Consider the following 18916-nt stretch of genomic DNA (forward strand, 5'->3'; position numbering starts at 1 on the left):
CCTGAAAACAGCAAAATGAGCGAATAAAGGAGCGCACCCATGAGCTGGTTCGACGAAACGATCATGGCCCGCAAGGGCGTCGCCAAGGGCAAGATCGGGGAGACCTACAGCATTACCGAGGAGAGCCAGGGCAAGTACCACTATGTCTATGGTGCCTATGTCGATCCGGTGCTGACCGTCGATCCGGGTTCGGTTGTCTCGGCGGAAACCCACGATGCCTTCGAAGGGGCGATCCAACACGAAACGGACATCCCGTCCCAGATCCTCAATTTCCCCTTCCTCAACCCCCAGAACGGTCCGATCTATGTGAACGGCGCCGAAAAGGGCGATTGCCTCGCCGTCTATATCAAGAGCGTCGTGCCGCGCGGGCCTCAGCCGCGCGGAACCACGGTCATCATGCCGGAATTCGGCGGCCTGGTTCCGACCGCTGATACGGCCATGCTGACCGCACCCCTGCCCGAGCGGGTCCGCAAACTGCATGTCGATGCGCAGACGGGTGTGAAGTGGAGCGACAAGATCACACTCCCCTATGAGCCCTTCATCGGCACGATCGGGACCGCACCGGAAATCGAAGCGATTTCCTCGCTCGTTCCCGATTACTACGGCGGCAACATGGACCTTCCCGACATCTGCCCCGATACGGTGATCTACCTGCCGGTCAACACCAAGGGCGCCTATCTCTACCTCGGGGATTGCCATGCCGCGCAGGGCGACGGCGAACTTTGTGGCGTAGCAATTGAGCACCCGACCGTGACCACCGTTCAGATCGACCTGATCAAGGGCTGGACCATCAAGACGCCACGCCTTGAGAACGACCGCTTCTACATGACGATCGGCTCGGCACGGCCGATGGAGGATGCGGCCCGCAGCGCATACCGCGAGCTGATCCGCTGGATGGCTGCCGATTTCGGCTTCGACGAGATCGACGCCTACATGCTGCTGACCCAATGCGGTCGCGTGCGCCTCGGCAACATGGTCGACCCGAAATACACGGTCGGCGCCTCGGTGCTGAAATCGATCGTCGGCATTGCTGCCTGATCGACGCGTGTTGCGGACCGCCCGATATCCGGGCGGTCCATTCCGTCCCGATGGAGATTTTGATGACCGCCCCGTTCAAGGCAGCAGCCGTGCAATTCGAACCTCATTTCGGTGAGAAGACCCGAAATCTGAATGCGCTTTTGGCACTCGTTGAGGAGGCCGCCAGTAACGGCGCGAAACTGATCACCACGCCGGAAATGGGAACCACCGGCTATTGCTGGTACGACCGAGCAGAGGTCGCCCCTTTCGTCGAGACGATTCCGGGTCCAAGCACCGACCTCTTTGTGGAACTGGCCCGCAGACACGATTGCTACATCGTCATCGGCCTTCCCGAAGTCGATAAAGAGACGAACCTCTACTACAATTCGGCGGCGCTGATCGGTCCAGATGGCGTCGTCGGGGTGCATCGCAAGACCCATCCCTATATTTCCGAGCCGAAATGGGCCGCATCCGGCGATCTCGGCCACAAAGTCTTCGAGACGAAGATCGGCCGCATCGCCATGCTCATCTGCATGGACATCCACTTCATCGAGACGGCGCGGCTGGCGGGTCTCGGCGGAGCCGACGTGATCTGCCACATATCGAACTGGCTGGCCGAGCGGACCCCCGCTCCCTACTGGATCAGCCGGGCCCACGAGAACGGCTGCTATCTGATGGAGAGCAACCGCTGGGGTCTGGAACGCGGCGTGCAGTTTTCCGGCGGCAGTTGCATCATCGCTCCGGATGCCGAAATCCTCGATGTCGTCGACGATGGCGACGGGATTGCCTACGGAACCATAGATCCGGCCAGAGCGCGTCAGAGGCTTGTTTGCGGCGAGCCGGTGATGACCCAGCGTCGTCCGGACCTCTACATGGAACTGATGACCAACACGTTCAGCTGGAATCCGAGAGACTTCTTCAGCCTCTACGGCCACCAGCCAATTCCGGAGGGCCGTCCGGGACGCATTGCGGTTGGCGAACTGGCGCCATCGGCAGATATTGCGGAAAACCTGCGATCCCTTCTGGAATTGGCGGAAGACGCCAAGACCCGGGGCGCGGAACTCGTCGTCTTTCCGGCTCTCGCCCTGACCGGTTCGAGCGATCCCGCGGCTGCGGCAATCCCGGCAACCCATGACGCCCTGCAGTCCCTCAAAGCATTGTCCGACCGGTTAGACATCTCCATCGTCGCCGGCTTTGCCGAGAAGAGTGACGACGCGCTTTACAGCAGCGCCGTCATCACGACGCCGAACCGCCCGATCACCCTCTGCCGCCAGATCCACTTGACCGAAAGCGAGCAGACCTGGGCTAAGCCCGGCCACGAATTCTGCGTGCTTGACCTGTCTTTCGGACGGATTGGCATCATGATCGGCCATGATGCGGCCTTTCCGGAAACCGCCCGCATCCTGGCCCTCAGGGGCTGCGATCTCATCTGCTGCCCATCCCGCATCGAAACCGGTTTCCACTTCGGACACGAGGGCAGCGCGGTGCGCCAACCCGATCCGATCCCGTTCGGCAGCGACCCGGTGCATTGGCATCATTACCGGGTGCGCGCCGGCGAAAACAATTGCTACCTGGCCTTCGCCAACACGAGGAGCACGGCCAGCAATGCCTCCGGCCTGAGCGGCATTTTCGGCCCGGATACCTTCGCCTTTCCGAGACGGGAGGCGATCATCGGTGACGGCGCGCTCGCCGTGGCCGACATCGATCTGACCAGTACCGGCCCCACCTACCCAACCAATGTCGCGCGTCGCAAAGATCTGGTCCTCATGCGACAGCCGCATCACTACACGGCGCTGGTAAGATGACGCCCCCTAGCCCGGACGTCGGGCGACCAGGTTACTCTCGATCAGGGCGTGATAGGCAGGGCCGGTCCGCGCAACGCCGCGTCATGGGGCGGCTTGTGCATCGCTCCGTCGCGTCTGGCTCCGTTAAGATGCGTACGGTATTATAAAGATTAGTAAAGTTTCAATGCCTGACGGATTTCCGCTTAAATTTGGCCATCTTGCGCCGTCCTTTGTCCCCTTGAAACAAGGAGACCACGCGATGAAGAAGATACTTTCTATTTGTCTGATCTTGCTGAGTTCCAGCACGATGGCATCGACAGCGTCGGCACAAGGGGGGCCAATGCCCAATGGCACCATGGACCAGTTCGACGTTGCGCAGAACGCGACAGGGTATTGGAACGGCTATCATGGCGACCCAGGCCCGCGAAACGGATTTCGCCAAGGCCCCGACGGATGGTGGTATCCGCTGGCAGCCTTTGCCGCCGGCGCTATCGTCGGCGGTGCTGTTGCCGCAGACGACGTCCCGCCGCCGCCACCGCCGGGATATGAACCGCCGCCACGCGCATATCGCCCACCGCCGGCCTACCGCGCCCAGGCTTTCCCGCCCGAGCATTATGCATGGTGTGGGAAGCGCTACCGCAGCTACTTCCCGTCGGACAACAGCTACGTGCCAAGGGTCGGTGTCCGCGCCCAATGCGTTTCTCCCTATAACTAGGGATTGACTTCGTGTTCATCCTGGCCGCGACTTGTATTTGCGGCCAGGATGTTGCATTCAGCCCGGACGTCCGGCTGCGAGCCTCTTCCATCCCCTCGTCTGATGCCGGGTCGGCCGCGGTTGAAGCGGCCATCGCTGCGTTTTTTGAGCTTCCGGCGCTCTCCGGAAGATGCGAAGACCGCCTTGGCAACTTTGCCCGGATCTCGGAAATGGCGCCCTCACACTCGAAACCCATTGCGGTTTACACGGTACTCCAGGCGCCGGAGGCTTTGGAAGGAAACCACGATGTTCAAACCGGCAATCCTTGCCATCGTGTTCATGATCACGTCCTCCGCGGTTTGCCCAGCCCAGCAAACCGATGCAGCGGCTGCGAAGACCGAGACTACCGAAGCCATTGATCGCGTCCTGCAACTGCTGACCGACACCGGCCAGCGCGAGACGCTGGTCCAGCAACTGAAGGACCTTCGCGAAACCCAGGCAGACCCGGCTCCGGCCGCCCCCGCCCAGGACGCCGATAAGGGCGATCAAGCCGCCGAACAAACTGCTGATCAAACCACGGATCAAGCGAAGGGCGAGGCCGCGGACCAATCCGCGGTTTTGACCAATGACGGGTTGCTGGCGGCCATTCTCGACTGGGCCTCCAGCCTGAGCCGCGATCTTCCCAGAGCGACTTTCGGCGTTCCCATCGAGACAAAACTGGACCAGGCCGGTCGAGACCTGGATCGTCGCCTGGATGATCCAGGACTGGTGACCCAGATGCTCCGGTTTGGGCTGTGGGCGGCAGCAGGATGGGCCCTCGTCTTTGCCATCGGCTATCTGGCAACACGCCTCCTGAAAACCAAAAGCGCCCGTCTCGATGACCTGTTGCGAACCGGCTTGCCGGATCTCAAGACCATGCTTCTGCGCCTTGTCGTAACCCTTATCCCGATTGCGCTGGCATTCCTTGCGTCGATGCTGTGGCCTCTGGCCTCTGTTCTGCCCGACAATCAGAAGCTGATTGCGGCAGTCCTGCCCTTGCCGCTGTTGCTGGCCATTGCCGCCGCCCGCCTGGCGTCGGACGGACTTTTGTTGCTGGCCCGCACGCGTGGCCGGCGACTGGTGGCTTACGCCCGCCGAAAAATTCCGGCCTGGCTGACGGTCGGGATCTTCATTGCTCTGATGAGCCCGGTCTCCGACAGCCCTCCCATTCGCACCGCCATCGGCAATTCCTGCAGCGATATCTTGTCGCTCGTGCTTGACCTGACAGCTGCGGGCGTGGCGATCGCCTTCTCGATCCGCCATCGGCGCACCGTGCGGTCGCTGATCCTCAAGCGTAACCGTGTATCGAAAGAGCCCGCAAGCTTTGTCGGTCAGTCGCTGTCGTTCCTCGGCGAGAGCTGGCAGATGCTGTTCTACGGTCTTGTCATTTTCACGCTCGTGGCACGACTGCTCGGCGCAAAGACCGATAATTTCATCCTGCAGGCGGGCGGATCGATTGTCGTTGTCGTTGTCGCGGGGCTGTTAAACGCCTCCCTCCAGCGGGCGTTCGAGCTGATCTTTCGAAACGCTGCGATGCGGAGCCGTGGATCCGGATCGATCTCTCTACAGTTTTTGCGCATCGCCAAGGGCATTCTTCACCTCGCCCTGATCTTCCTGGCGAGCTGGATATGTCTGTTGACCTGGGGCTTTGACGTCGCCGGCTGGATGGCATCCGAGGTTGGCTCCGCAGTCATCCGACCGATCTTGTCGATCTTGGGTTCGGCAGTGTTCACCTGGGTCATGTGGATCCTGCTGGACCATTTCATTTCGGTTGCCCTGATGCCGACCGACGCAAAAGGTCGAAGCCGGGATCGCTCGGCTCGGCTGCAGACCCTGCTTCCGCTGGTGCGCAATTTCGGCTTCGTCACCCTTGCCACCCTGACCGTCATCGCGGCTTTGGCCAATCTCGGGATCAATGTTGCGCCGCTGCTCGCCGGTGCCGGCGTCATGGGCATTGCCATCGGTTTTGGAGCACAGCAACTCGTCCAGGACGTGATCACCGGTCTGTTCATCCTGATCGAAGACACGATTGCCATAGGAGACGTCATCGACACAGGCGATCGCCGCGGCACCGTGGAGGCCATGACCATTCGCACCCTCAGGGTGCGCGATGCGGATGGCGCCCTACACTCGATCCCGTTTTCAAGCCTCAAGGCGGTCAAGAACAGCTCGCGCAATTTCGCGGTGCTGACGGTTTCGGTCGATGTGCCCTACGCGTCGGATGTCGATGAGGCCATTCGCGTTCTGTACAGACTGGGCAGAGACCTTGCCGCCGACCCGCTCTACGGCAAGAGGATGATTTCTCCCATTGAAGTCAACGGTGTTGAGACGTTCAACAGCGACATGGTGACGATTACAGCGACGATCAGAACGAAGCCGCTACAGCAGGCCTCCGTTCGACGGGAATTCAATCGCAGATGGGTTGATCACCTCAAGAGCCTCTCGCCAAAATCGCCGGACCCCGCTTGATCACAACGGATTCTCTAGCGGTGCGAAGTGGACTTGTTTCGGAAAAGTGGAGAGGCACGCTTCAGTATCTGCCGTTCCTGCCGAAGCATTTCGGTCTCCCGGCGTAACCGTCGGCCGCCATGTCTTCAGGAGCAGCGGACCCTGCATGCCTGCAACCGGCTGCAGGACCGGCGGCGCGGTGGAGAGCGTTGGCCCCGTCCGCGCTCAGCGCTGGTAGGGGCCCGTGAGGCCCATCGCCTCGATAAGCCGCGAAAGACGGTTGGTGCCGCTCATAAGCCGTTCACCGTTGGCTTCGGCAATGGCCGCACGATCTTCGTCGGAGGCGTCTGCGACAGCACTCCAGAGACGCGCCTGCTCGGATAAAAGGGCAGCAAGCTCGGAGACTTCGCCACTGGACTGGAAGACGTCGACAAGGCGCTGCACCGTGACGGCCCCGATGCCGTCAGGCGTCTTGCTGCCGGCAGAGCGATACCCCGCCGGCAAGGTGCCTTTGAGGTTCGTGACTTTCTTTTCGACAATCGCGGCATAGACCTGGTCCACAGCCTGCCGGGCACCGGCAACACGCGATGGATGGTCTGTATCGGCTGCGGCGTGGGGCAGGAGTTCGATACTGTCCGGGAAATCGCCCACAAGGCGGAGGTAGGGAACCATCGGGCCGCTCAGCTCCCCCGTCGCCATAGTCTTGAACAGGTCCGCATCGATTGCGGCGTGGCGCACCTGGCCGGTGGCCAGCCCATTGGCCAGCGCATCGACATCCACCAGCTCACCGCGGTCATAGTTCACGACGACCGCACCCTGTGCCATAGCGGAGAGCACGTCACTGTTGACCAGCCCGGCATTGGCGTAGCGGCCGGTTTCCGCATTGAGGCTGCCGAGGCCGACATGGACGCTGAGCACGTGGGCACCTGCTGCCGCCGCCGCGATGGTCTCGCCATAAACGAAGCCCTCGGCCTCGATCCATCTGCGGTGGCGGGCGCGTGCATGGATGACGACGTGCATGCCGAAAGCACGCGCCAGCTTGGCCACTTCGCGGCCGATATTGCCGTAACCAATGACGGCGATCGTCTTGCCTTCGAGCTTCTCCGTCGGATAGTCGCGCAGGTCGCGGCCTGTATCGAAGTCGCCCCTGGCGACACGATCGTGGAGAACATCGACGCGCAGGTCCGGCAGCACCTTGAGGATGGCCTTCAAGACCATCTGAGCAGTCGCCCGGCTGTTGATCCCGGGCGTATTCATCAGCGGCGCCGTCCCGCCCTCGCCTCCGCCGCCGCCCCAGGAGAGCGAGCCCATATTGCCGGTACCGGCGCCGATGCGGACGCCGCCGAGCGGGAAGATGGTGCCGGCCGGAAGGACGGTGGCAGCCGCGATCACGGCATCATACTGTCCCTTCCCCGCTGCAGCCATAAGCTCGTCGCCGGTGCTGAGGTCCGGCTGATAGAAGAAGTGGAGCGCGCCCGGTTTCAGCGGACCGGCCTGTTCGACAGCGCTAAAATGGAAGGCGCCACCCCTGGATTCAATGTAGGCTTTCGCCTCCGACGGATCCGGCTGGCCGCAGGGCCCAAGCTTCAGGCCGATCAGGTCACAGATCAGCACCTTGTAGGCGCGAGCAGGATCAAATTCATTGCCGGTGGATGGAAAGGCAGTAACGCTGGCCATAGGATGCTCGTCTGGTTCGATTGTAATTTCGGCGATCAGAAGCGGTTGACGCGGAACGGCTTCAGATCGACAGACGTCGGCAGATCGGCAGCCATCTCGGAGACCAGCTTGCCCGTCACCGCGCCACCGATCAAGCCTTGGTGGCCATGGCCGAAGGCATAGATGACATTGCGGAACCGTGTAGCCCTATCAATGACCGGGATGCTGTCCGGCGTGCCGGGCCGGTGGCCCATCCAGCGCGAGACTTCGCCAACGTCAAGGTTCCTGAACATGGGCCTGGCCTGCTTCAGGAGAATATCGGCGCGCTCCAGGTTCGCAGGCGCATTGAGGCCCGCGAATTCCACGTTGCCGGCAATTCGCAGGCCGTCTTCCATCGGCGAGGCGACGAACTTCTTGTCTGCCGAGATCGTCTGGATCTTCAGGCCGGTATCGGCGCCCTTAAGCATGATGTGGTAACCGCGCTCCGTCTCGAAAGGAATGCGGTCACCCAGCTGGCGGGCGAGTTCGGCAGACCATGCGCCTGCGGCGATGACGACCTTGTCGACCGGCAGTACCGTGCCGTTGTCCAGCCGGAGCGCCTTCGGACCATCCGGCCCCATCTCGAAGCCCTTGACCTTGGCGCGGATGTATCTGGCACCCTGCCGGGTGGCGTTGGCGGCGAGCGATGCGACCAGCCGGCCAGGATTGGGGCACTGGCCCTGCTCCGGCAGGTAGACCGCGCTGTTGAAGATGGGCGCCAGCGCCGGCTCCAGATCGCGGATCTCGCCGGCATTGAGGATATCGACCTTGACGCCGTGGGAGCGCCGCAGGCCAAGACCATAGGCGCCGCCGGCCGGGCCATCGGCACTTTCGTAGACGAAAAGCTGGCCACGCTTCTGCAGCAGATCCTCGCAGCCCGCTTCCTTCATAAGGGGCTCGTAGGCCTCGTAGGTATAGCGATGCAGCGCCCGCATCGCCGCCGAGATCACGTCGACGCGCGGCTTGCGGCTGGCTTCGAGGAAGCGCAGCAGCCATGGCAGGGCATGCGGCAGGTAGGAAAGGCGGACGATCAATGGGCCCTCGGGGTCCATCAACCATTTCGGGACATTCTTCATGACGCCGGGCATCGAATTGGGGATGCACGAGCCGGGGCAGATACCGCCGGCATTGCCATAGGAGCACTGTTCCTCCGAGCCCGGAAGCGCGTGGTCGACAACCTCGACCTCGAACCCCTGCTTCAGCAGATAGTTGGCGGTGCAAACGCCGATAATGCCGGAGCCGATGACCGTGACCTTGCCGCGGCGGGCGGGCTGTGAAACTGCCGTCATGAAAATGGATTCCCGTCCAGGATTAGGGAGTGATCTCGCTTGCCGTGCCGGCGCGGAATGCCGTCAGTCCGCGGGAAACGGCCTGCTGCATCATGCGGAAGTCCGACAGGTAGGCCATGAAGCGGTAGCCCATCTTGCGCATGTCGATGCCATAGGCAACCGAGCCGCAATGGATGCCGGGGATGACGCCGGCTTCCTTGCACTTGGCAGCGATGTATTCGATCGCCTCATAGACGGCCGGATAGCGCGGATCGAAGCCGGGGGCTTCGCCCATGGTGACGGCCAAATCCGACGGACCGACGAAAATGGCGTCGAGATGCGGCGTCTTGAGGATGTCCTCGAGGTTTTTCACGGCTTCCGCGCTTTCGATCATTGCCATTGTGACGACAGTGTCGTTGGCATGCTGGAAGTAGTCCGAGCCGGCATAGAGCGAGGCACGCAGCGGACCGACGCTGCGGCCACCCTGCGGAAAGTAGCGGCATGCCTTGACGAAGGCAGCAGCTTCTTCGGCCGTGTTGACCATCGGGCAGATGACGCCGTAGGCGCCGGCGTCAAGAACCTTGCCGATGATCGACGGATCGTTCCACGGCACGCGGACGAAGGGTGCGGTGTCGGTGATCGAGATCGCCTGAAGCATCGGAACCATGTCGGTATAGTCGGTGGCGCCGTGCTGGAGATCGATGGTCAGGGCGTCAAAGCCCTGCTGTGCCATCAGTTCGGCCGAGATCGACGATGGGATGGCCAGCCAGCCGGTAACGACTTCGCCGCCGGCTGCCCAGATGTCTTTTGCCTTGTTTCTACGCATGGTTTGATCCTTCCGGTTTCAGGAGTTGAGAATGAGATCGGCGGCCTTCTCGGCCATGGCGATCGTCGTAATGTTGGTATTTGCGGCAACGATTGTCGGCATGATCGAAGCATCGACGACCCGCAGGCCTTGCACGCCGCGCACCCGGCACTTCGCGTCCAAGACGGCCAGCGGGTCGCTGTCGACACCCATCTTGCAGGTGCCGGAGACGTGCCAGCCGGACCAGACCGATTCCTTGACCCAGTCGATAATCAGCTCTTCGTTCTGCATCATCGCGTGCATGCGGTCGGTGGTGCCGAACTTCCGCTTGAGCAAAGTCTCTCGGAAAAGCGGTAGGTAGTCGAACATGTAAGCGGCAGACGCCGTCTTGATCCAGTTGGAGGGCTTGCGAACGCTGAGCGCACGGGCCTCGTCACTGTAACCGGCGAGGAACCAGGTATTGACGTGCTGGCGGACCTCTGGTGCTTCCATGATCTTGTAAAGGCGCTTGAAGCCATCGACGAGCCGCATCAGGTCGCGGCCGTCGGATGCAAGGTTCAGGTCGACAATCGGTTCTTCCTCGGCAGAAGCGTTCTTCAGCGTTACAGTTCCACGCGAATAGGATTTGTTGACGCAGACATTGAGCGCACCCATTGCCTTGCCGAGCGGATGCCAGCCGGCACGATTGACCGGCATCATCAGCATGTCGCCGGTGTGACAATCCGCGTAATCCGACGAATAGCGCACGCCGAGGAAGATATGGCGACGCTGGCCAGGACGCAGCCGGGCCGACTTCTTGAAGTGCGCCGCAACCGCGATGTGCGGATGGTCCGTGAGATTCTCGCCGACGCCCTGCCTGTCTGCGACAACCTCGATCCCTAAAGCCTTCAACTGCGCTGCCGGGCCAATGCCGGCACGCAGCAGGATGGCCGGTGAATGCAGCGCACCGGCGCAGATGATCACCTCGCCAGCATTGTAGACTTTTGTCTGAGCATCGATCGTCACCCGGACACCGGTGAAACGCGTGCCCTCATTGACCAGACCTTCGACAAAGGCATTGGCAAAGATGTGAAGGTTCTGGCGGGCGCGGACGGCCTTGTCGAGATATCCGATGGCCGTGGAGACACGACGATCGTTCTCGTTCGAAAGCGGCAAGGGGAAGGAACCGTCCTCGAAGCTGCCGTTATAGTCCGGCCGATAGGGATAGTCTTTCTCGGTCTGCTTAAAGACCGATTTGGTGAATCCGCCCCAGTCCTCGGGAAAAACGCGGCGGATCGGAATAGGGCCCGTCTTGTTGTGGAGGTCGCCGTCGAAGTCGAGATCGCGCTCAAGCTTTTTCAGGTAAGGCAGCATGCCCTCCCAGCCCCAGCCTTCCAAGCCAAGGGATTGCCACTCGTCATAATCGTGCGGCAGGCCGCGAACGGCGAACTGGCCGTTGATGCTCGATCCGCCACCCATGACCTTCGCCTGTTCCAGCTTGGCCGTCTTCGGCGGCTGGGAATTCAGCTTCGGCGAGCGATTGTAGACGCGCAGGCCCGTCCAATGGAACCGTGGGTCGAAATACGAAAGACCTGGATAGCTGTCGGCGATGACGTCGGGGACATCGTCTGGCGGGGTATCGGGTCCAGCCTCGAAGAGCGCCACCTGCTTAGTGCCGTTCTCCGAGAGGCGACTGGCGAGGACGGCACCGGCCGAGCCGCCGCCCACGATCACATAATCATATTGCATTGTATCTGCTCGCTCAGGCGTAATTGACCCAGATGGCTTTCTGGCGAAGGTAGGCTTCGATGCCGGCGCGGCCCATGTCCTTGCCGAAGCCCGAACCCTTGTAGCCGCCGGCCTGGTAGGTGAATTCAGGGCCGCGACCGTGCTGATTGACCCAGACCATCCCGGCCTCAATGCCGTCGGCAGCCTTGAGCGCCTTTTTCATGTCGCTGGTGTGGATGCTGGCCGCGAGACCGTAGACCGGATGAGCGGCCAGCTGCAGACCCTCTTGCAGATCAGAGAAGGTGCGCACGGTCAGGACCGGGCCGAAGAACTCGTCCTTGAAGCCGATATTGTCGTCGGAGACGTTCTCGAGGATCGTCGGCGCGAAGAAGCAGCCTTCGTTGCGGCTTTCCAGAACGCCGCCACCGGTGACGACCGAGCCGCCTTCCGAGATCGTCTGGCGAACCATGCCGTCGATCCGGTCCAGCTGTTTGCGGCTGATGATCGGCGCATAGGTCGTCGTTTCGTCCCAGGTCGGGCCGGCCTTGATCGCCTTCGTACGCTCGATCAGCTTTTCGACCAGCGCCCCGGCAATCTTGTCCTCAACGATGAGGCGCGAACCGGCGGTGCAGACTTGGCCGGCATTTGCCATGAAGGCGGCGGCAACGCGGGTGGCGACCATATCGAGGTCGCCCGCATCGGCCAGAACCAGCTGCGGGCTCTTTCCGCCCAGCTCCAGCGTAACCGGCTTGATACCGGACTGCGCTGCCAGCGACATGATGGCCGCGCCGGTCTGGGTCGAGCCGGTAAACGATATCATCATGATATCAGGGTGGCGGACAATCGCCGCACCCGTCGTGTGGCCGTAGCCGTTGACGACGTTGAAGAGACCCTTCGGAACACCGGCCTGGGCTGCAAGTTCGGCCATCGCCAGAAGCGAGTGCGGAGTGAGTTCCGACGTTTTCATGACAATGGCGTTGCCGGCGGCAAGTGCCGGGGCAAACTTCCATGCCGCCGTGATCATCGGGAAGTTCCAGGGAACGATCGCGCCGACGATGCCGTAAGGCTCGTGCTTCAGGATGCTGAGCGTGTCTTCCTGCGTCGCCGTGACGATGCCTTCGATCTTGTCGCAATATTCGGCGTAGAAGCGGACGACGCCAGCAGTACGGACGGCGTCGCCGGTGATCGTACCGGAAACGAGGCGGCTGGAGCCGAGGGCTTCGAGCTGTCCGAGATAGGTGGCGTTCTGCTCGATCAGGCTGGCGAAACGGTTCAGGATCGCGGCGCGTTCGCGCGGCACGATCTTGCCCCAGCGGCTTTCCTTCAAGGCAACCTTTGCGGCATCCACGGCGCGCTGGACGGCCGCGTCGCCGCCATCCGTCAGGGTGCCTATCTGCTGCAGGTCGGAGGGGCGCAGGACAATGATTTCCTCGCCCGGCAGGTCAACATACTGGCCGCCGATGTGGTGGCCCTTGGGGATGGTGACGGTATTCGGATCGAAACTCAGTGACATCGGGTCTTTCCTTCCGCGGGTCGCAACGCGGCTCCGCACGGTGTGCATGGGCGGCCAGTTGCGGACGCCCATCAAAATCGATGGAGACGAAGGCGCCGGAACCTGGCGCCTTCCGTTAGCCCCGCTGCGCCTCGCGCGCCTCGAGGAACGGCCGAAGCAGATCGGCAGATTCATGGAAGCGGCCGACGAAACTCTTCAGCCGCGGATGGATGGGGTGCAGCAGCACGTTGTTCGGAGCGCCCTGCTCTGCAATTAGCCCCTGGTCGAGGAAGACGACGCGGTCGGCAATCTCGAAGGCAAAACCCAGCTCGTGGGTGACGATGACCATGGTCATGCCGCTTTTGGCCAGCTCCACCATTGCCTTCATGACTTCGCCGACGAGTTCCGGATCGAGCGCCGATGTCGGTTCGTCGAACAGCATCACCTTCGGCTGCATGGCCATGGCGCGGGCAATCGCCACGCGCTGCTGCTGGCCGCCGGAGAGTTGGCGCGGGAACTTGTCGACATGCTGGGCAAGGCCCATGAGGTCAAGAAGCCGCAGTGCTGCGCTACGCACCTTGTCTTTCGGCTCGCGCTTCACGGTCACCGGACCCTCCATGACATTGGCAAGCGCCGTCATATGCGGGAAGAGATTGAACTGCTGGAAGACCATCCCGGTCTTGGAGCGAATACGGTTGACCTCGGACGGTGCGATCAGGCTGCCGCCATGGTTGTTTGCCTCGACGTGGAAGATAACCTCGTCATCGATGATGATGCTGCCGCTGGTGGGCGTATTGAGCAGGTTGATGCAGCGCAGAAGCGATGTCTTGCCGGAGCCGCTGGCGCCGATCAGCACGACCACTTCGCCCTGCTTGACTTCAAGATCGACGCCCTTGAGGACGTGCTTGTCGGCAAACTGCAGGCAGATGCGGTCGAGCCGTAGAACATTCCTGTCGGTTTCCGTGGCGGCGGCTGCGGTCATTTCGGTGTTGGACACGCTCATCTTGCACCTATTCCGCTTTTTTCAATTTTTCTGGCGATCAGCGTCAGCGGCACCAGGATGATCAGGAATATCGCGCCGACGGCGGTGTAGATTTCCATGGGCTTGTAGGTGAAGCTGCTGATGTAGCTGGCCTGGTAGAGAAGATCCGGCACGGTGATCATCGAAAGGAGCGTGGTGTTCTTCATCTGGATGATCGACTGGCCGGCAAGCGGCGGGATCATGCGGCGGAAGGCCTGAGGCAGGATCACGCGGCGCATGCGCTGGCCATAGGACATGCCGATGGCGGTTGCCGCATCCGTCTGGCCCTGATCGATCGACAAGACGCCGCCCCGCAGAATCTCGGCATAGAACGAGCCGGTGTAGCAGGAAAGCGCGATGAAGCCGGCCCAGAATTTCGAGATATTGATGCCCGCGAAGATCGGCAGTGCGTAGTAGACCCAGAGCAGGGTGACGAGCAGCGGTATGTTGCGGAAGAATTCAACATAGATGCGGCCGATCCAGGTCAGGGCACGATAGGGGCTCAGTTGGATCAGGCCCATGACGAGGCCGAGCACCATGCCGGCGGCAATCGTGATGACCGTGAAATAGAGGGTGACCAGCAAGCCCTGCCAAAGCAGACCCATATTGTCGGTAATGACGGTGTAGTCGAACATGGCAGTCCTCACAGAGATCCGTGTGGATGTCTTTCAGCGTGTCTGGATGGAATGGACCGCCGCCGACAGAGGGCGACGGCGGTCCGCCTGGGGTCTTAGAAGCTGAATTCCTTCGGCAGGATCGACAGGTCGATACCACGGTCGGTCCAGGACTTCGCCAGACGGCCCTGAGCGATGCCAAGCGAACGCTCCTGCTGGACCCAATTGGTCAGGAAGTTGATGTAGCCGGCATTTCCTGGCTTGCGGGCAACGGCCAGCGTGGCCGGGTTGCGCAGGATAGGCTGCGGCAGCGACACATCGCCGATCTTCTGGGTCGAAACTTCAAGCGCGTCGAAGACAGCCAGCAGGACGGCGTCGGCACGGTTCGACTGCAGTTCCATCAGGGCGAGGCCACGGTCTTCAACTGGGGTGATCTTTGCCTTCGGCAGCAGCGCCTGGGCGACGATCTGCATCGTCGAGCCCTTCTGGACGACGATCGTCTTGGACGGATCGTTCAGTTCTTCCCATGTCTTCACCGTCTTGCCCTTCGGCGTGAGCACTGCCCAGGCGTCGGTGAAAAGAGGTTCCCAGAGATAGTCAACGACGAGGCCGCGCTTAGGGTTCGGGTTTACGCCGATGGCGACGTCGATCTTGTTGGACTGGAAGTCGGCGGCAAGGTTGCCCCAGGTGGTTTCGACAGGCTCAAGCGTGACTCCGAGTGCCGTGGCGATCTCACCGAGGAAATCGTAATAGAAGCCGCTCCACTTGCCGGTCGTGCGGTCCTTGATATAGCCGGGTTCTTCGCCGGTCATGACCGGCACCTTCAACACGCCGCTGGCGCGGATCTCGTTGATGACCGTGTTTGGATCGTTTTCGTCGGCATGGGCGGTCACCGGCGCGACCAGCATGCTGAGGCCGATTGCGGCCGCCGCGATGATATTGCGAATGGTATTAAACATCATGTTCCCCTTTTTCTTGGTAGGTTCAGTTATCGGCAGAGAAATCCCTGCGAGAGCGGATCACCCGCCTCGAAGCAAATGGTCTGGGTCGAGGTGATGAAGGCGGCGCCCTCGACTTCGACGATCGTTGCGTCATGCCCATGGGCCTCGACATGGGCGGCGGCCCGCGCCTGAAACGTAATTCCGAGGATGTTGCGGGCGAAATAGGTCTGGTCACGGGTCAGAAGACCCTTGTTCAGCAGATGTGTCATCCGGGCCGACGTGCCCGTGCCGCAGGGCGAGCGGTCGAACTTGTTGGATTCCAGCACCAGGAAATGCGTGGCCGTATCGGCACCATCAGCGGTGTAAAAAAGCACACTCGGCGCCGCGGATCCGGCAAACAGCGGCAGCTTCTCGGTCTCAGCCTTGATCGCAGACTTGATCTCCGAGCCAGCCTGCATCAGCGCCGAGGCATTGGCCGGGACCAGCTCGTAGCCAAGCGTCGCGGCATCGACAAGCGCGTACCACATGCCGCCGTAGACGATGGCTGCATCGACACCGCCGATGCCGTCGACTTCGACGTGCAGATTGTCAAGACCGACATAGCTCGGGACGTTGGCTACCCGAACGCGCTCGAGCGATCCGTCAACGGCCCAGACGAGGCCAACGGTAACAATGCCAGCCGGCGTCTCCAGGGTGAAACGATCACCCATTTCGGCCGTGATCTGGCCGCTAAAGGCCAGCGTCTTGGCAAAGCCGATCGTCCCATGGCCACACATATCGAGATAGACATAGGAGGAAATAAAAAAGGCGCCGTAGTCCGCCACCTCGGAGGCCACCGGCACAGCGCCGACCATTGCGGCGTGGCCGCGCGGCTCGTGCAGCAGGGCGGGACGCAGGTGATCGAGCCGCTCTCGGAAATCGTCGCGCTTCTCGCGGACCGTCTTGCCCTGCAGCTTGGGAATGCCGCTGAGGATGACGCGAGTGGGATGACCGGCGGTATGGGAATCGATAACGCTGAAGGACGCCGAGAGATTGATCATGATCAGCCCCGCCCGAACGCTTCACGAATGCCGTCGCGCATCGTCTGCCAGATCTCGTGAATGAGCTTTTCAGTGATGGCCTTGGCCGCCTGCCCGTCACCGGCGATGATCGCCTCGCAGATGCGCGTGGTGTCATCCAGGGACAACTGCATCATCTGCGGGTTCTGCTCATAGGCATGGAAACGGTAGCGAAGCGCCTGCTTTTCCAAGCCGCCGAGCAGCCGCATCAACGTCTTGTTGCCGGCAAGTGTGTAGTGGATGAACGAGCCCCTCACATCCGTGATGAAAAACTCGCGGGCGTCATTGCGCAGCTGGGCGCTCTTGAGATCCGCAAGCAAGCCTTTGTATTCGCTCTTCTTGGCAGCTTCGTCGGCTTCCGCCGCCTGCTGGGCGACCAGGCCTTCGAGGGGTATGCGGCACATGTAGATCTCGTCGAAATCCTTTTGAGACATCGGCGAAACCCAAATCCCGCGGCGCGCCTCGCGGGTCACCAGGCCATCGCGCTCCAGCAATCGCAGCGCTTCACGCACCGGGGAGCGGCTGACACCGTATCGCTCGGCGACCATTTCCTCCGTCAATCGCTCCCGCGACTTGAGACGACCGAAAATGATTTCCTCCTCCAAAATCTCCGCAAGATTTTCAGGAATGGCGACCGACAATTTTTGAATTCGAGCTAAAATCATATCGACACCATACTGTATACAATGTACGAGTCAACACGAGTTGCCGCTAATTTTTGCATGGCGCAATAACGGGCATGTTGCGTTGGTTTGTAGGCCATCGGCCGCTCCTATGTGGGTCGGGTGGGAAAATGGAAGGACTGGACATGTACAAGGAAAAGATCGAACTGCTGATCGATGGCGTCTGGTGCCAGGGATCGGAAGGCAAGACGGAAGATTTGATCAATCCGGCGACGGAAGAAGTGCTGGCCACCGTGCCCCATGCTTCCCCTGCCGACCTTGATCGTGCCTTGCGCGCATCGCTCTCCGGCTTCAAGGTCTGGAGGGCAATGACGGCGATACAGCGCTGGACCATCATGGACAAGGCAGCCTCGCTGATCGAGCAGCGCAAGCCGGATATCGCCAGGACATTGACGCTGGAAAACGGCAAGGCGATTGGCGAGTCGATCGGGGAAGTGCAGTTCGCAGCGGACGCGACCCGCTGGTATGGCGAGGAAGGCAAGCGCGCCTATGGTCGCATCGTACCCGCCCGCCTGCCGGGCGTTCGCCAGATGGTCTTCAAGGAGCCGGTTGGCCCCGTTGTCGCCTTCGCGGCCTGGAATTTTCCAGCCAGCAACGTCATCCGTAAGATCTCGGGCGCTCTTGGCGCCGGCTGCTCGATCATCCTCAAACCGGCCGAAGAAACGCCAGGCACGGCTGTCGCCATCGCCCGTTGCTTTCAGGATGCAGGCCTGCCGGCCGGCGTTCTGAACATTGTTTTCGGCGTTCCCGGCGAGGTTTCCTCCCACTTGATTGCATCGCCTATCCCGAAGAAGGTCTCGCTGACTGGCTCGACTGCCGTCGGCAAGCTGCTGCAGAAGCAGGCGGCAGATACGCTGAAGCGCTGCACGATGGAACTCGGCGGTCATTCGCCGGTCATCGTCCATGAAGACGCCGATCTGGAAAAGACGCTCGATACCGTCGTCCTTTTCAAGTTCCGCAATGCCGGCCAGGTCTGCACCTCGCCGACCCGCTTCTATGTGCATGAATCGATCTACAAGAACTTTATCGACGGCTTCGCCGCCCGCGCCTCAAGGATCAAGGTCGGCAATGGTCTCGAAGATGGTATCCAGATGGGGCCGATGATCGCACCGCGTCGCCTCGACGCCATGGACAGCCTCGTGGCCGACGCCAAAGCCAAGGGCGCCGATATCGTCACCGGCGGCCAGCGGCTCGGCAATAAGGGCTACTTCTACTCGCCGACGCTGCTGGCCAACGTGCCCGACAATGCGCGGATCATGTTGGACGAGCCCTTCGGCCCGCTGGCGCCGACCACCAGCTTCTCGACCTTTGACGATGTGATGGAGCGGGCCAACTCCGTTCCCTACGGCCTCGCATCCTTTGTCTTCACCCGCAATCTCAACCTGGCCCAGAAGACCGAAATGGCTCTCGAAGCCGGCATGGTGGGTGTAAACCACATGATGGTCTCCACCCCGGAGACCCCGTTTGGCGGCGTCAACGAATCTGGTTACGGTTCGGAAAGCGGCATTGAAGGCTTGGATGCCTATCTCAGGACGAAGTTCGTCACGGAGATGTAATCAATTCTCTGCGCACGTTTTCCACCACGGAGAGCGATGCCGAAAGGATCTGTCGCCCAATGGGCGGCAGATCTTCGTTGCGCGCACTCATGCG

General features: G+C 61.4%; 15 protein-coding genes. 5 read left to right on the forward strand and 10 right to left on the reverse strand.

The window, feature by feature from the left end; translation table 11 throughout:
- Positions 1-39: 39 nt before the first annotated feature.
- The 4 genes from HGO38_RS26950 (at position 40) to HGO38_RS26965 (ending at position 6003) form a co-directional block, all read left to right on the forward strand.
- On the forward strand, positions 40-1038 hold the full coding sequence (locus tag HGO38_RS26950) for an acetamidase/formamidase family protein (protein ID WP_250958898.1): 999 nt from the start codon (positions 40-42) through the stop codon (positions 1036-1038).
- A 62-nt stretch (positions 1039-1100) separates the two neighbouring features.
- On the forward strand, positions 1101-2822 hold the full coding sequence (locus HGO38_RS26955; RefSeq protein ID WP_250958899.1) for a nitrilase-related carbon-nitrogen hydrolase: 1722 nt from the start codon (positions 1101-1103) through the stop codon (positions 2820-2822).
- A 319-nt stretch (positions 2823-3141) separates the two neighbouring features.
- The gene (locus HGO38_RS26960; protein ID WP_250958900.1) at positions 3142-3516 is read left to right on the forward strand and encodes a BA14K family protein; all 375 of its coding nucleotides are present in this window, start codon (positions 3142-3144) and stop codon (positions 3514-3516) included.
- A 285-nt stretch (positions 3517-3801) separates the two neighbouring features.
- Complete coding sequence (locus HGO38_RS26965) at positions 3802-6003, forward strand: mechanosensitive ion channel family protein (RefSeq protein ID WP_250958901.1); 2202 nt, start codon at positions 3802-3804, stop codon at positions 6001-6003.
- Positions 6004-6207: 204 nt separating this feature from the next.
- Here HGO38_RS26965 and HGO38_RS26970 read toward each other — a convergent pair whose 3' ends face one another.
- The 10 genes from HGO38_RS26970 to HGO38_RS27015 all read right to left on the reverse strand — a co-directional run bounded on the left by HGO38_RS26970 (position 6208) and on the right by HGO38_RS27015 (position 17224).
- Complete coding sequence (locus HGO38_RS26970) at positions 6208-7659, reverse strand: NAD(P)-dependent oxidoreductase (RefSeq protein ID WP_250958902.1); 1452 nt, start codon at positions 7657-7659, stop codon at positions 6208-6210.
- A 35-nt stretch (positions 7660-7694) separates the two neighbouring features.
- Positions 7695-8966: an NAD(P)/FAD-dependent oxidoreductase gene (locus HGO38_RS26975; RefSeq protein WP_250958903.1), complete on the reverse strand. Its 1272-nt coding sequence runs from the start codon at positions 8964-8966 to the stop codon at positions 7695-7697.
- 22 nt (positions 8967-8988) lie between these two features.
- Positions 8989-9771: an HpcH/HpaI aldolase family protein gene (locus HGO38_RS26980; RefSeq protein ID WP_250958904.1), complete on the reverse strand. Its 783-nt coding sequence runs from the start codon at positions 9769-9771 to the stop codon at positions 8989-8991.
- An 18-nt stretch (positions 9772-9789) separates the two neighbouring features.
- Entirely contained in the window at positions 9790-11478 is a 1689-nt protein-coding gene (locus tag HGO38_RS26985; protein ID WP_250958905.1) for a GMC family oxidoreductase, read from the reverse strand.
- 13 nt (positions 11479-11491) lie between these two features.
- A complete protein-coding gene (locus HGO38_RS26990; protein WP_250958906.1) occupies positions 11492-12970 on the reverse strand; it encodes an aldehyde dehydrogenase family protein in 1479 nt (492 codons plus the stop codon).
- A gap of 115 nt (positions 12971-13085) precedes the next feature.
- Entirely contained in the window at positions 13086-13952 is an 867-nt protein-coding gene (locus tag HGO38_RS26995) for an amino acid ABC transporter ATP-binding protein (protein ID WP_250958907.1), read from the reverse strand.
- On the reverse strand, positions 13949-14605 hold the full coding sequence (locus HGO38_RS27000; protein WP_250958908.1) for an amino acid ABC transporter permease: 657 nt from the start codon (positions 14603-14605) through the stop codon (positions 13949-13951). Before HGO38_RS27000 ends, HGO38_RS26995 begins: the two co-directional genes overlap by 4 nt.
- A 95-nt stretch (positions 14606-14700) precedes the next feature.
- Positions 14701-15543 carry a transporter substrate-binding domain-containing protein gene (locus tag HGO38_RS27005; RefSeq protein WP_250958909.1) on the reverse strand — a complete coding sequence of 281 codons (843 nt, stop codon included), beginning with the start codon at positions 15541-15543 and terminating at the stop codon, positions 14701-14703.
- Positions 15544-15572: 29 nt separating this feature from the next.
- Positions 15573-16565 carry a proline racemase family protein gene (locus tag HGO38_RS27010; protein WP_250958910.1) on the reverse strand — a complete coding sequence of 331 codons (993 nt, stop codon included), beginning with the start codon at positions 16563-16565 and terminating at the stop codon, positions 15573-15575.
- A 2-nt stretch (positions 16566-16567) separates the two neighbouring features.
- Complete coding sequence (locus HGO38_RS27015) at positions 16568-17224, reverse strand: GntR family transcriptional regulator (protein ID WP_250958911.1); 657 nt, start codon at positions 17222-17224, stop codon at positions 16568-16570.
- 152 nt (positions 17225-17376) lie between these two features.
- Between HGO38_RS27015 and HGO38_RS27020 the strand changes: the two genes are divergently transcribed.
- Positions 17377-18822 carry an NAD-dependent succinate-semialdehyde dehydrogenase gene (locus tag HGO38_RS27020; protein WP_250958912.1) on the forward strand — a complete coding sequence of 482 codons (1446 nt, stop codon included), beginning with the start codon at positions 17377-17379 and terminating at the stop codon, positions 18820-18822.
- Positions 18823-18916: the final 94 nt, after the last annotated feature.

The organism is Rhizobium sp. CG5, assembly GCF_023701945.1.
Taxonomy (GTDB): Bacteria; Pseudomonadota; Alphaproteobacteria; order Rhizobiales; family Rhizobiaceae; genus Allorhizobium.